A 13249-nucleotide genomic window follows, 5' to 3' on the forward strand; every position below is an offset into this window, starting at 1 on the left:
TCCAGCGCGTCTAGCGCGGCGCATACCCCAGCGCCGAAATCGGGATGGACCTGCCGAAAAAGCTCGATCTGGCGTTCGATGATGAATTCGGGAACGCCCTTCATCGCGGCGGCGATGTTGGCGAACAGCCTGGCCTTCTGCCCGTCGTCGAACAGCAGGAACAACGCGCGGGGCTGGCTGTAGTCATCGTTTCCCTCCCGGTGATCGAACCGGGCAGCCGGACCTTCGATCTGGAGCGGTGGTTCGGCGAACGAGCGATCCTCCATTGGACCGCCGAAGCTGTTGGGCTCGTAGTAGGCATCGGAATTGGGCATGTTGCCGAAGAAGCGCATCGCCCCGTCCTTGTGATAATGATGCACCGGGCACCGGGGCCGGTTGACCGGCAGCGCCTCGTAGTGCGTGCCCAGCCTGTAGCGATGGGCGTCCGCATAGGCGAAGATCCTTCCCTGCAGCATCCTGTCCGGTGAATGGCCGATGCCGCGCACGACGTTCGACGGGCTGAAGGCCAACTGCTCGATTTCGGCAAAGTAATTATCGGGATTGCGGTTGAGTTCAAGCACGCCGATCTCGATCGGCGGAAAATCGGCATGGGGCCAGACCTTCGTGACGTCGAACGGGTTGAAGGGCAACTCGCCCGCCTGCGCTTCCGTCATGACCTGAACCTGCACGATCCATCGAGGGTAATTTCCTTCCTCGATCGCGCCGAACAGCGCTTCCTGATAGCCTTCGCGAGTTCTACCCACGACCTCCTCCGCCTCGGCGTTCGTGTAGTGGCGATGCCCCTGAGACGTCTTGAAGTGGAACTTGACCCAGACCCGATCGCCATCGTCGTTCCACAGGCTGTAGGTGTGGCTGCCGTAGCCATTCATGTGCATCGGGCTGACCGGCAGGCCGCGGTCGGAGAAGAGGATCGTCACCTGATGCAGGCTCTCCGGCGACAGGGACCAGAAGTCCCACATCGCCGTCGCTGATCGCAGATTGGTGCGCGGGTGGCGCTTCTGGGTATGGATGAAATCGGGGAACTTGAGCGGATCACGAATGAAGAACACCGGGGTGTTGTTGCCGACCAGATCCCAGTTGCCCTCTTCCGTATAGAATTTGAGCGCGAAGCCACGAACGTCCCGCTCATGGTCGGCCGCACCCATCTCCCCGGCAACCGTGGAGAAGCGCGCGATCATGGGTGTCGCGGTGCCTGGCTGCAGCACCTTGGCGCAGGTCAGGTGAGAAATGTCGCCGGTTATCCTTAACGTGCCAAGCGCGCCCCAACCTTTGGCGTGGACGACGCGCTCGGGAATCCTCTCGCGATTCTGATGAGCCAGCTTCTCGATCAGCTGCCAGTCCTGCATGAGGACCGGGCCGCGATCGCCCGCGGTGAGGCTGTTCTGGTTGTCGGAAACGGGGGTGCCGGCGGTCGTTGTCAGGCGCAGGTTCTGATCGTCGTGTGGGGGCATGGTCGTCTCTTCCTCATGGTTCAGATTTTTCCGGACGATCAGGGGCTGGTCCGTGACCCCGCCGCTCGGCAGCGAGGCGCCGAACGGTGTACAGGAAAGAACCCTAGAGAGAAGCTGCAGCAGCCGCGTCGCGATCCATGCTGTGAAGATGCCGATCTTGCGCTTTGATTTGTGGAGGCCTAACGCAGCAGCCAGCGGGCTGGTCAGCAGGCCTTGATTGCTGCATCCATAGCAATGGCCAGCCTGTCGAGGTCAGAATTCGTGAAGCTTTTCCTCCGGATGATCATGCGCCCATAGAGCGCGGAAAAGAGCAGATCCATCGCGAGTTCCCTGTCGAGGTGCTCGTGGAGTTCATTCCGGGCGATGGCGCGGTCCAGCAGTTGATTCCCGAACTGTCTCCGTGCCACTGCTATGCCATGCAGCACCGCCGACAGTTCATTCGAACGTGAACGTTGTGCAATCAGATCAGGGATTATCCGGCGCACAAGAGGATGTCGCAGAACCGTGCGCGTGGCTCTAAGGTATGCAAGGATATCTGCCTGTAGAGACCCCTGGTCGGCGAAACCCAACCGCATGAACGCGACGCTCTGTATCGCGTCGCACGCGAACTCAAGTTTCGACGGCCATCGCCGGTAGATGGCGGCCTTGCCCGCGCCTGCCCGATCCGCCACCCGCTCCAGGCTCATCCCCGTGTAGCCGGTCTGCGCCCATTCCTCGAAAAGGGCCCTGTACAGCGCTGTCGTCAGTTCAGGTCGCATGACCGCCGCACCACTTGGTTTCCGTCTTTTTTTGCGGTCGATACTCTTGCGTTCCATCCAAAAATTCCCCATTATGGTCGAGACGGTAACGTTTCGACCATGGGGTGAGAAGGGGTTGAAACGACTTTCAACGGGTATTTCTGGATCGTTACGGGTGGCCGGAGCGAGGATCGCAGCAGTGCCTTTCGCGTGCGACCTGAAGGAAGAATGCTTGCTTTGACCAATCGCCGATCGATCTGCGAGGCGCGAGGCGGGCCGCCAGCTCAGCCCGATCGGCGATAGTCATAGGAGACACAGCATGAGCGTGCCTGCCTATTCCTCTTTTGCCCAATGGTACAGCGATGGTCACCTAGCGAGCTATGTTCGCACGATGAAGTCCGCAGGTGGTATCATTCATCTGCTTGAAGCCGCTCAGCCGGCCGGGGACATGTCCGACCCCGCCGTCCCGGATCTCGTCTTGTATCAAGACCTGCATGGTGGCAGCCGTGTCAGCGGCGATATGGGAGGGGGGCGTTTCGATTCGAGGAGCGATAAGGGCGGCTTTTTTCTCTCCGCTCCGAGGTTCGCAAATACGGTCATTGTTGACGCCGCTCATGAGCTTCGCAGCTTGTCGTTTCCGTTGGCGCGGTGGCAGCCCGTTCTGGATGAAGCCGCCGATGGACGGTTCTCTATAGACTATCAGAAACTCTGTATGGGGACGTTCGCCTCGCCAACTATCCGATCCGCGGTCCGGAACCTATGGGTCTTGTGCGATGAGGAGGGTGCGCCGTCGCGCCTGCTGGCGCAGGCCGCAGGCTGCGAGATTCTGGCTGAACTCTGCCGGTTGGGCGGGGCGCCATTCGCGCAAGTCAAGGGCGGCCTCGCCCCTTGGGCAGAGAGGCGCAGCGTGGAGCTGATGCGGGCGCGGCTTTCGGAAGACATAAGCCTCGACGAACTGGCAGCCGAGGCGCGACTGTCTCCTTTTCACTTCGCACGCATGTTCAAGCAGAGCGTCGGCGTGCCGCCTCGGGTCTATCTGACCCGACTGAGGATGGAGAGAGCCTGCGAACTCCTTGCGCAGACTGACCTTCCGGTCACGGAGATCGCGCAGGAGGTGGGATATTCGTCGAACCAGGTCCTCGCCCGGGTTTTCATCAAGCATCAACGCATGAGCCCATCCGACTATCGTCGGGCCGTTCGCGATCCGGCGCGCCAAATCTCTCTGAACGCGCCGGGAAACGCGCCTGCGGCGGCGGCGGCAAGGCAATGAAGCCGCCGCGATATTCCTCCTTCGTCCAGTGGTTCCGTGAGGGCCCCTTTGCCCCCTATGTACGCACGATCAAGTTCCCCGGCGGCTTTCTCAATCTGATGGAGACCGCCATGCCCGCGGTCGAAATGTCGGATCCCGCCGTGCCGGACCTCGTCCTGCACTACGATCTGATCGGCGGCTTTGGCCTGGACGCAGACCTTGGCTCGGGACGCTTCAGTACGACCACCCGCCAAGGCGATTTCTTGCTGGCAGCGCCGAACTTCGCCAACGCGGTCAGGGTGGACAGAAACCACCAGATTCGCTCCATGACGTTTCCGACCGCCTACTGGAGGCGGTTTTTCGAGGACACCCCGGATCGGGCTTCCTCTTTCGATTTCGGCGCGTTGCATCGCGGGACGTTCACCTCGTCCAACATCCGGTCCGCGCAGCGCCAACTTTGGCGCCTTTGCCACGAGGAGGGCGCGCCGTCGCGACTTTTGGCGCAAGCCGCCGGTTGCGAGATCCTGGCTGAGCTTTGTCGCTTGGCCGGCTCACCGCTCGCTTCGGCGCGCGGAGGGTTGGCCCCCTGGGCACAGCGGCGCTGTCTGGAGCTCATGCGGGAACGGCTTTCGGAAGACATCAGCCTCGACGAACTGGCAGCCGAGGCGCGGCTGTCTCCTTTTCACTTCGCACGCATGTTCAAGCAGAGCGTCGGCGTGCCGCCTCGGGTCTATCTGACCCGACTGAGGATAGCGAAAGCCTGCGATCTCCTTGAGACGACGGACCTTCCAGTCACCGAGATCGCCCAGGAGGTGGGATATTCGTCGAACCAGGTGCTGGCCCGGGTGTTCGTCAAGCATCAACGCATGAGCCCGACCGATTATCGCCGGGCAGTGCGCGATCCGCTACATGTCATCGCGTTGCAGTGATTGGTCACGGGCGGCGCCCTGCAGGCGAAGGCTTACCGCGTCAGGCGCGTCAGCCAATCGGTGAGGAGCGCGGCGCCGGCTTGTTCAAGCCGGCTGGCATGCCGCCTGGCATCGCGGCGCAGCGTGACGGGGTCGATGCCTGCCGTTGCCAGTTCATTTGCATGGCCCAGAAGCCAGTGCTCGAACCGCGCGCCAAGGACCTCCGGGTGGAACTGGAGGCCGAGCACATTCGGTCCACGCGAGAAGGCCTGGTTTGTGCAGAGCGCAGTGGATGCGAGCAGAGTGCCGCCTTCCGGCAGGTCGAACGTGTCGCCATGCCAGTGGAGCACGGGCACGTCTTGCAGCACGGCGAGAGGATTGGGCGCGGCCGTATCCGACAGATCGAGTGCCGACCAGCCGATCTCCTTGGCCGGACCCGGATAGACACGCGCACCGAGGGCTGCCGCCATCAGTTGCGCGCCGAGGCATATGCCAAGCGTCGGCCGGTCGGCCGGGAGCCGTACCCGCAGCAGCCTTGTCTCGTCGGTGACGACCGGATAGGCGTCGTGATCGTAGACGCCGATCGGACCGCCCAGGACCACGAGGAGATCGGCCCCGAGGGGGTCGAGCGTCGCAAGATCGCGCTCGGCCACATCGATGTATTCGATGTCGTAGCCGGCCTCTCTCAAGGGGTCCGCGAAGCTGCCCAGGTCCTCGAAGCCTATGTGCCGGATGACCTGCGCGGTCCTGCCTGTCATGCTTCTCCTCCTGAACCTTGAGTGGCCCGCGCCGCTCTTGCCGTCAGGATATGTTCGAGATCCTTCAGCGCGGCTGCCGCGGTGGCGAGAGGCTCGGTTCCGGATCCGATCGCGATCGTCTCGCCCATCGCGTCCGTGGTGATGCGGATCGCCTTGTTCTTTCCCGACACATGCGCGAGCGGATCGGTCGCCGGGTAGGTCCGGACGCCGACGGCCGCCCGCGTCGCGCCGTGCGTCCGGATGAGGCTCCCGACGAGCTTGGGAACGAGACGCTGCTTTCGCCACGTCTCGATATCGTGCGCCGCAACCGACTGAATGCCCTCGACGACCAGATCGTCCATCGTCAGGTCGGCATCCAGGCCGAAATTGGCGATGAGGATGAGCTTGCTGGCGGTGTCCCAGCCCTCGGTATCGTTGCGCGGGTCGGCTTCTGCGAAACCGCCCGCCTGGGCACGCCTCAGCGCCTCGTCCAAGCCGAGGTCCTGATTCATCATCGCGTCGAGCAGGTAGTTGGTGGTGGCGTTCAGAATGCCCTCGATTTCGAGCACTTCGCAGCCTTTCAGGCTGTGCTCGAGAAGGTCTATGGTCGGCAGCGCGGCGGCGGCGGCGCCGCTGAGTTTCAGCATCACGCCCGAGGATCGCGCCAGGGCCAGCAACTCCGGTCCGCTGTGGACCAGCGCACCCTTGGATATGACGATCGCGTCGCGCCCCGCCGAGAGGGAGGATCGGATATAGGCGAGGCCGGGACCCCCGGTTCGAAAATCGCTGGGGCCCGCCTCGATGAGAATGTCGGCGCCGCTCGCCTCGATGAATGCCGGGCCCGACAGGCCCGGCTCGAGCGCATCCAGGCGCCCGACTTCGAGACCGTCCGCGTCGGCCAGTCCGGATCGCGAACCGCATACGGCGACAAGGCGAACGTCGGCTCCATGGACCTGCCGGTAGCGAGCGCGGCGGGCGAGGAGAAGATTGGCCGTCGCGCGGCCCACTCCCCCGAAACCGGCGATCGCGATCCTGACGACATTCATGGTTCCCATGCCTTATCTTTGCGCTCCGAGCACCGATTGCCAACGCTTCCGACGGCGCCGAACAAACTCCCGCTGAAGCCGCGTCTTTCCGGCAGTGTACCCCGCGCAGCGACGGTGCGAAGGAGATGCACGGAGACGCGCTTTCGGCGGTCGCGGTGGGCGCGACCGCCGTTCATCTATTGCGAAGGCATGTCAGGCGCGGATGAAGGCCAGCATATCCGGATTCACCACGTCGGGATGCGTGGCGAACAGGCCGTGAGAAAGGCCGCGATAGGTCTTCAGCGTGCCGTCCCTGACGAGCTTGATCGCCTTGTGAGCAGAGTTCTCGATCGGCACGATCTGATCGTCCTCGCCATGGATGATCAGCACGGGAACGGTGAGTGCCTTCAGATCCTCCGTGAAGTCGGTCTCCGAAAACACTTCGATGCAGTCATGATGCGCCTTGGCACCGCCGCTCATGCCCTGGCGCCACCAATTGTCGATCAGGCCCTGGCTGACCTTCGCGCCCTCCCGGTTGAAGCCATAGAAGGGTCCGCTCGGCAGATCACGGTAGAACTGCGCGCGGTTTGCCTCCAGGGCGGAGCGCAACCCGTCGAAGACCTCCATCGGAACGCCGTCCAGGTTGGCGTCGGACTGAGCCATCACCGGCGGGATCGCGGCGATCAGAATGGCCTTCGCCACCCGGCCACGCTCGGCGCGGGCCGCATAGCGGGCGACTTCGCCGCCGCCTGTCGAATGGCCTATGTGGACCGCATCGCGCAGATCGAGCGCCTTGGCGATCTCAGCCACGTCCGCGGCATAGGTATCCATGTCGTTGCCGGTGTCGGTCTGGTCGGATCGGCCATGGCCGCGGCGATCATGCGCGATCACACGGTAGCCTTCGGACAGGAAGAACAGCATCTGGTTGTCCCAGTCGTCGGCGCTCAGCGGCCAGCCATGGTGAAATACGATAGGCTGCGCGTCTTTCGGCCCCCAATCCTTGTAGAAGAGGGTAGTCCCGTCGGATGTGGTGATGGTTGCCATTGCAAGTCTCCTTCCAAACCAGGTTGAGCGGATATCAGAAATGGCAGGGGTCTTTCGCAGCGGCGCTCTCACCTGGTCGCAACGCTCGCCTCCTGCTTTTCGCGTGATGGTTCTAGCGGATTGGCGAACGTGCTGCGGTGCGGATGCTGCTACGCAAGTGCCGATCTTGCGGGCCGATTGCCGCCGCAGACAGATTCCTGCCCCGGAGCATCGTGGCAAGGCGCGTACCGTGCCATCACTCGGTCATAGAGGTCTCAGGAGATGGCGCACGACGGGCGGTCGATCATCAACATGGAACGCGTTGAGCGTTGCCTGATCCAGCTGATCGGTACGCGTTACCCGAGCATGCTGCCGTTGATGCTCGATCCAGCTTTCGACGACAAAGCTTTCTATGACCCGCCCGGGTTCCGCGACATCCTCCCATACATCCCACCGTATCGCGCCGTCACGCTGCCTTACGGAGTGGAACCCGCGTAGGGCCTCCACGAATTCGGCCTGGCGGTCGGGTTCAACGCGATACTCGATCTCGACGAGGACGGGACCGCGGTCTTCGGACGGCTGGACGGAGACCACCGGTTCCGCCCAATGGTTCGAGGGCGCCAGATCGCTGGCCGAATCCTGCGGCAGGCGCCAGCGGAAGGCGATGAGCAGGCCTATCCCCTGTCCCACTGCCGCGACCAAAAGCGCTGTTGCCACGCTGCTGCTGGTGGCGACCGAGCCCCACAGGACGCTGCCGCCTGTCATCGCGCCTTGAAAGACGAGCAGATAGACGGCAAGCGCGCGCGCCTTCACCCATCCGGGAGATGCCATTTGCGCCGCCACGTTCAGCGAGGTCAGCATGCCGATCCAGGCGAGGCCGGCCGCAAATATGACGACACCGGCGATCCACGGATTGGAGACCAGAGCGAGCCCCAGCATCGACAGCGCATACAGCAGTGTGGCCGCGGCGGATATCGTGTTGGCGGAAACCGCTTTGCGCAACCGCTTCAGGAGGATCGCGCCCAGCACCGCCCCCGCGCCCATGCAGCCGAGAAGAACTCCGTAGCCAGCTGCATCCAGGCCAAGTCCGTGTCGCGCGATGAGCGGTAGCATTGCCCAGAGAGCGCTCGCGAACACGAAAAAGCCCACCGCCCTTACCAGCACGAGACGCATCGCCGGAGAATGCCGTGTGTAGCGGTAGCCGGCCTTCAGTGCCCCGAAAAAGTGTTCGGGTGGGAGATTGTGAACGGCTTCAGGACGTTTCCAGGTGAACAGTACCGCCAGAACGCCTACCACTGAAAGCGCGTTCAACGCGAACACGGCCGGGGTGCCGGCAAGCGCGACGACGACGCCGCCGAGCGCGGGTCCGATGGCGCGCGAGATGTTGACCCCGAGGCTGTTCAGCGCAACGGCGTCCGGCAAGGCCCGCTTGTCCACCAGTTCAGGCACGATTGCCTGGAACACCGGGGCACTGAACGCTGCGGCGATGCCGAGCATGAAGGTTCCGGCCAGCAGCACTTCGGGCGTGACGAGGTTGTAGAATGTCAGGAAGGCCAGCATAGCCGCTGCGAACAGGCCGAGCAGCTGAGCCGTCAGCAGCATCTTGCGCCGGTCGATGATGTCGGCCAGCGCTCCGGCCGGCAGGGCAAGCAGGAACATCGGCAGCGTCGTCGCCGCCTGAACCAACGCAACCAGCAACGGGCTTGGCGACAGCGAGGTCATCAGCCAGCCAGCGCCGACATCGTGCATCCATGTGCCGACATTGGAGACGATGGTCGCTATCCACAGTGCCCGGAAAACCGGGAAACTCAGCGGTCCGGATGTTTCCGCTGCAATCTCCTGCCGCCGTTCGCTCATGACCATTCCCTTCATCCACCCTTGGTGGGAAATCTCATCGGATTGTTCCTGTTCGGCGCGTGGCAGACGGCGCAGATCGCATTGGCGCGCGTCGAAGTGGCTGCCGAGGTCAGACGGCCCAGCAACCGCATCCGAGGGCACCCCAGAAAGTGCGGGCGTCGGAGACTGGGAGCTGCGTGCCAAGAGCGGCAGCATGGTCATGGCCATGCACCGCGCAGAAATTGCTACAACCGCAATTCATCATCAGCTTGGTGCGTGCTTCTTTCGTCTTGTGGTGGCCACCGAAGGTGGCGACCGGCGACCAGTCCGGCATCGCAGCGGGAAGATCCGGTGCGAGCCGCTCGTATTCGCCGTCTCCATGCACGACCTTGCCGCCGAGAATGGTGAGGACCGATCGCAGGTGGACGATGTCGCTTTCCGGCACGGAAAAGTAATCGCCAGACAGCACGGCAAGGTCGGCGAGCTGCCCGGCCTTGATCTGGCCTTTCCTGCCTTCCTCATTGGAAAACCAGGTGTTCGCTTCGGTCCACAACCGCAACGCGGTCTCGCGGTCGAGGCGATTGTGCTGCGGATAGAGTGCGAGGTCGCCGACGGTCCTCGACGTCACGAGCCACGACAGCGAAACCCATGGATTGTAGCTGGCGACGCGGGTGGCGTCAGTGCCGGCTCCCACCGGAACGCCCGCTTCCATGATCCGGCGGATCGGTGGCGTGCGCTCGGCGGCCTTCGCCCCATAGCGTTCGACAAAATACTCGCCCTGGAACGCCATGCGGTGCTGCACGGCAATGCCACCGCCAAGCGCGGCGATCCGGTCGATGTTGCGGTCTGTGATCGTTTCGGCGTGGTCGAAGAACCAGTTGATGCCGGAGAGCGGAACGTCGCGGTTGACCTTCTCGAACACGTCAAGCGCGCGGCCGATCGTTTCATCGTAAGTGGCGTGCAGCCGCCACGGCCAGCGGTTTTCTGCCAGGAGACGAACGACCGGCTCCAAGTCGGCTTCCATGTTTGGCGGCATGTCTGGGCGCTCTACGCGGAAATCCTCGAAATCGGCCGCGGAATAGACGAGCATCTCGCCAGCGCCGTTGTGGCGATAGATGTCGTCGCCTTGTCCCGGTGAGACCTGTTTTACCCAGGAGGAGAAGTCGGCGAGCTCCTCCTTGGGCTTCTGGGTGAAGAGGTTGTAGCTGACGCGGACCGTCATCTGGCCGTCAGCGTGAAGTTTTTCGATGACCTCATAGTCGTCGGGATAGTTCTGGAAGCCGCCGCCGGCGTCGATCACGCTGGTCACTCCGAGACTGTTCAGCTCGCGCATGAAATGTCGCGACGAATTGATCTGGTAGTCGGGATCCAGCTTCGGCCCCTTGGCCAGCGTCGAATAGAGGATCGTTGCATTGGGCTGCGCCAGCAGCAGGCCGGTGGGATTGCCGGCGCCATCCCTGACGATCTCGCCGCCGGGAGGATTGGGGGTGTCCTTCGTGTAGCCGACCACACGCAAGGCGGCCGCGTTGAGCAGTGCGCGATCGTACAGGTGCAAAATGAAGACGGGCGTATCGGGCGCGAGCGCATTGATTTCTTCGAGGGTCGGGAGCCGTTTTTCGGCGAACTGGTGTTCGGTGAAGCCACCGACAACGCGCACCCATTGCGGCGCGGGGGTGCGATCGACCTGCCGCTTGAGCATCGTCATTGCATCAGAAAGCGAGGGGACGCCGTCCCAGCGAAGCTCCATATTGTAGTTCAGCCCGCCGCGGATCACATGGGTGTGGCTGTCGATCAGCCCCGGGATGAGCCGGCGCCCCTTCGCGTCGATCACCTCGGCGTTTGGCGCGGAAGCGCGCACGTCGGCTTCTGGGCCCACGGCAATGAACCTGCCGTCTCGGATGGCTATCGCATCGGCCGAGGGGTTCTGCCGATCAAAGGTCGTCACCTTGGCGTTGACGACGATCAGATCGTTGGCGGTCATGGTTTTCTCCTTCGCAGCACATCGAACCCGCGAGCAACGAGCCGCAGTCGCATCGCCGAAAAGCGTGACGGCGATGCGACGGCTAGCGTGGGAACAGGTCTGCGCCCGTGCGCGCAGACCCGGCGGCTGCTCCCGGCGGGGCGGCCGGTTCAGCCCGATCACATCATTCAGGCCGCCGGCCTGGGCGCGACGACCGGGCCGTGCGCCGCGCGCTCGGGAGCCTTGTGGACCATGGTGTAGGCGTAATCGACGCCCATGCCGTAGGCCCCGGAATGCTCCTGCACGATGGCCATAACGGCGTCGTAGGTGTCGCGCCGCGCCCAGTCGCGTTGCCATTCGAGGAGGACCTGCTGCCAGGTCACCGGGACGATCCCGACCTGAACCATGCGGTCCATGGCGTGGTTGTGCGCGTCGACGGAGGTTCCCCCCGAGGCGTCGGCCACCATGTAGATTTCATAGTCGGTGTCAGCGAGACAGGAGAGCGCGAAGGTCAGGTTGCAGACCTCGGTCCAGAGACCTGACACAACGATCTTCTTGCGCCCATCGGCGGCATTGGCCGCCAAAGACTCACGAACCTTCAGATCATCCCAGGAGTTCATCGATGTACGCTCCAGGATGGGAGCCTCGGGAAAAACCGAAAGTAGCTCGGGAAATGTCGGCCCCGAAAAGCTTTTGGTCTCAACCGTCGTGATCGTCGTCGGAATCCCGAAGGCCTTCGCCGCCTTGGCGAGGCCTACGACATTGTTCTTCAGGGTCTGCCGATCGATGGACTGGACACCGAAGGCCATCTGCGGCTGCTGATCGATGAAGATAAGCTGGCTGTTCTGAGGGGTTAGGACTTCCAGTTTGTTGGACATCGGCTCTCGCTTTCCGGATGATGTGAACAATGATCGACGCGCCTCAGGCGACGTCGCCTTTCTTCGCTGCCTCGTCGGTGCCGTGATGAGCGAAGGATTTTTCGTGCAGGACCGCCTGGACGAGGTTCGTATGGCCCTTCAGCCACTGGACGCCGGCCTCGCCTGCGAGCATGCCCAGAAGTCCGAGCAGGGCGACGATCGGAGGGGCTGGCGAACGGACCGAGACAAGGCCGTAGATCACGCCAATAGCCAGACCAACGAATAGCGAGACGAGATATGGTTGAAGCTGAGCCATATATGGACTCCATAGTGATGTTTGACGAAGTTCGAGCTTGCCAGCAGTCCTGTCCAACACCGTGGTCTGATTTAGGCCAATCGTGCGGGATTACTTTGCTGCTTCCTCGATCAGGTCTGCGACAATCTGCGGGTTCGAGACCATCACGACATGCGACGCACCCTCGACAACCACCGTGTTCTTGGAGTCGGCGCGGTCGGCCATGAACCCGAGCGCCTCGGCCGGGATGTTCCTGTCGCCGTCACCATAAACGAAGTACGACGGCAGCGACTTCCAGGCCGGTTCGCCGGACTTTTCCGTCAGCGCGGCTTCGGTGATCGGCCGTTGGCCGGCTGCCATCAGAACTGTTATTTCGGCCGGAACGTCGTGTGCGAACTGATCGTGGAACTTCGCCTGATCTATGTACAGATCGACCCCACCGTCCGAGAGCTTGACGGGCGGCGCGAGTGCTTCGCCGAGCGTCCCGCCGGGGAACTTGCTGGCCAGTTCTGCCGCAGCTTCCCCGACATCCGGTGCGAAGGCCGCCACATAGACCAGAGACTTGATGTTTTCGCGCCCTTGCGCGGCGTTCGAGATGACCTGGCCACCATAGGAATGGCCGACGAGGACCACCGGCCCAGCGATGCTTGCAACGACATCCGAGACCACGCGTGCATCGTTGGAAACACTCCGCAACGGGTTCGCAACCGCAACTGTCGTGTAGCCGCCTTTTTTGAGGCTGGCGACGACGCCATTCCAGCTGGAGGAGTCGGCGAACGCGCCGTGGACGAGGACGATCGTTGGCTTGGCCGGTTCGGCAATGGCGGTGCCCGATAGAAGTGCCGTTGCAATAGCGGCAGTTGCAGCAAGCTTGGCCATGATGAACTCCTATCTCTGTTTTGGTTCGAGGGGTTGCAGGGGATAAAGGCGCGCCAAATTGCTGCCATCCCGAGTCCAATTTTGAGCCACCGCCTGCCCGGGCGCGGACGGGAGAAGCAGCGTTGAGAGGCTGGATCTTAGCGATCGTTTGAGTGCCGTGCGGCACCGGGACTGCCGTCGGGGTGCCGATCTTGCTGGTTCTTCATCCGAACCGGAGACATCAGATACCAAGAGGAGGGGAATCGCCGTTCTACCCGGCAAGCCACGCGTTTGGATGTTCGTGGAACCGGAT

11 protein-coding genes and 1 pseudogene are annotated in these 13249 nt (G+C 62.9%); 2 read left to right on the forward strand and 10 right to left on the reverse strand.

Features of this window, described 5'->3' with window-relative positions:
- Positions 1-11 precede the first annotated feature (11 nt).
- Positions 12-1451, reverse strand: a pseudogene (locus ACFP9U_RS02545) (catalase); the annotation flags it as partial.
- A gap of 203 nt (positions 1452-1654) precedes the next feature.
- Entirely contained in the window at positions 1655-2266 is a 612-nt protein-coding gene (locus ACFP9U_RS02550) for a TetR/AcrR family transcriptional regulator (RefSeq protein ID WP_378618795.1), read from the reverse strand.
- A 241-nt stretch (positions 2267-2507) separates the two neighbouring features.
- Here ACFP9U_RS02550 and ACFP9U_RS02555 point away from each other — a divergent pair, with 241 nt between their 5' ends.
- Positions 2508-3458: an AraC family transcriptional regulator gene (locus tag ACFP9U_RS02555; RefSeq protein WP_378618796.1), complete on the forward strand. Its 951-nt coding sequence runs from the start codon at positions 2508-2510 to the stop codon at positions 3456-3458.
- 110 nt (positions 3459-3568) lie between these two features.
- Positions 3569-4366: an AraC family transcriptional regulator gene (locus ACFP9U_RS02560; RefSeq protein ID WP_378618798.1), complete on the forward strand. Its 798-nt coding sequence runs from the start codon at positions 3569-3571 to the stop codon at positions 4364-4366.
- 32 nt (positions 4367-4398) lie between these two features.
- Here the strand turns inward: ACFP9U_RS02560 and ACFP9U_RS02565 are convergent, their stop codons facing one another.
- The 8 genes from ACFP9U_RS02565 to ACFP9U_RS02600 form a co-directional block, all read right to left on the reverse strand.
- Positions 4399-5103, reverse strand: a complete 705-nt coding sequence (locus ACFP9U_RS02565; protein WP_378618799.1) for a glutamine amidotransferase — start codon at positions 5101-5103, stop codon at positions 4399-4401.
- Positions 5100-6137: a homoserine dehydrogenase gene (locus tag ACFP9U_RS02570; RefSeq protein ID WP_378618801.1), complete on the reverse strand. Its 1038-nt coding sequence runs from the start codon at positions 6135-6137 to the stop codon at positions 5100-5102. The genes ACFP9U_RS02565 and ACFP9U_RS02570 overlap by 4 nt, the downstream gene beginning before the upstream one ends.
- A 183-nt stretch (positions 6138-6320) precedes the next feature.
- Positions 6321-7151 carry an alpha/beta fold hydrolase gene (locus tag ACFP9U_RS02575; protein ID WP_378618803.1) on the reverse strand — a complete coding sequence of 277 codons (831 nt, stop codon included), beginning with the start codon at positions 7149-7151 and terminating at the stop codon, positions 6321-6323.
- Between the two features lie 243 nt (positions 7152-7394).
- Complete coding sequence (locus ACFP9U_RS02580) at positions 7395-9188, reverse strand: MFS transporter (RefSeq protein WP_378618804.1); 1794 nt, start codon at positions 9186-9188, stop codon at positions 7395-7397.
- On the reverse strand, positions 9097-11064 hold the full coding sequence (locus tag ACFP9U_RS02585) for an amidohydrolase (protein ID WP_378618851.1): 1968 nt from the start codon (positions 11062-11064) through the stop codon (positions 9097-9099). The genes ACFP9U_RS02580 and ACFP9U_RS02585 overlap by 92 nt, the downstream gene beginning before the upstream one ends.
- A 50-nt stretch (positions 11065-11114) precedes the next feature.
- Complete coding sequence (locus ACFP9U_RS02590; protein WP_378618806.1) at positions 11115-11804, reverse strand: hydrolase; 690 nt, start codon at positions 11802-11804, stop codon at positions 11115-11117.
- A 43-nt stretch (positions 11805-11847) separates the two neighbouring features.
- Complete coding sequence (locus ACFP9U_RS02595; protein WP_114439844.1) at positions 11848-12099, reverse strand: DUF1427 family protein; 252 nt, start codon at positions 12097-12099, stop codon at positions 11848-11850.
- 90 nt (positions 12100-12189) lie between these two features.
- Entirely contained in the window at positions 12190-12957 is a 768-nt protein-coding gene (locus ACFP9U_RS02600) for an alpha/beta fold hydrolase (protein WP_378618808.1), read from the reverse strand.
- Positions 12958-13249 lie beyond the last annotated feature (292 nt).

This window comes from Nitratireductor sp. GCM10026969, assembly GCF_042660605.1.
Classification (GTDB): Bacteria; Pseudomonadota; Alphaproteobacteria; order Rhizobiales; family Rhizobiaceae; genus Chelativorans.

Coding starts and splice junctions, on each gene's coding strand:
- ACFP9U_RS02550 (WP_378618795.1), bottom strand. CDS start 2,266: ATGGAACGCAAGAGTATCGACCGCAAAAAAAGACGGAAACCAAGTGGT.
- ACFP9U_RS02570 (WP_378618801.1), bottom strand. CDS start 6,137: ATGGGAACCATGAATGTCGTCAGGATCGCGATCGCCGGTTTCGGGGGA.
- ACFP9U_RS02565 (WP_378618799.1), bottom strand. CDS start 5,103: ATGACAGGCAGGACCGCGCAGGTCATCCGGCACATAGGCTTCGAGGAC.
- ACFP9U_RS02580 (WP_378618804.1), bottom strand. CDS start 9,188: ATGACCATGCTGCCGCTCTTGGCACGCAGCTCCCAGTCTCCGACGCCC.
- ACFP9U_RS02575 (WP_378618803.1), bottom strand. CDS start 7,151: ATGGCAACCATCACCACATCCGACGGGACTACCCTCTTCTACAAGGAT.
- ACFP9U_RS02595 (WP_114439844.1), bottom strand. CDS start 12,099: ATGGCTCAGCTTCAACCATATCTCGTCTCGCTATTCGTTGGTCTGGCT.
- ACFP9U_RS02600 (WP_378618808.1), bottom strand. CDS start 12,957: ATGGCCAAGCTTGCTGCAACTGCCGCTATTGCAACGGCACTTCTATCG.
- ACFP9U_RS02555 (WP_378618796.1), top strand. CDS start 2,508: ATGAGCGTGCCTGCCTATTCCTCTTTTGCCCAATGGTACAGCGATGGT.
- ACFP9U_RS02590 (WP_378618806.1), bottom strand. CDS start 11,804: ATGTCCAACAAACTGGAAGTCCTAACCCCTCAGAACAGCCAGCTTATC.
- ACFP9U_RS02560 (WP_378618798.1), top strand. CDS start 3,569: ATGCCCGCGGTCGAAATGTCGGATCCCGCCGTGCCGGACCTCGTCCTG.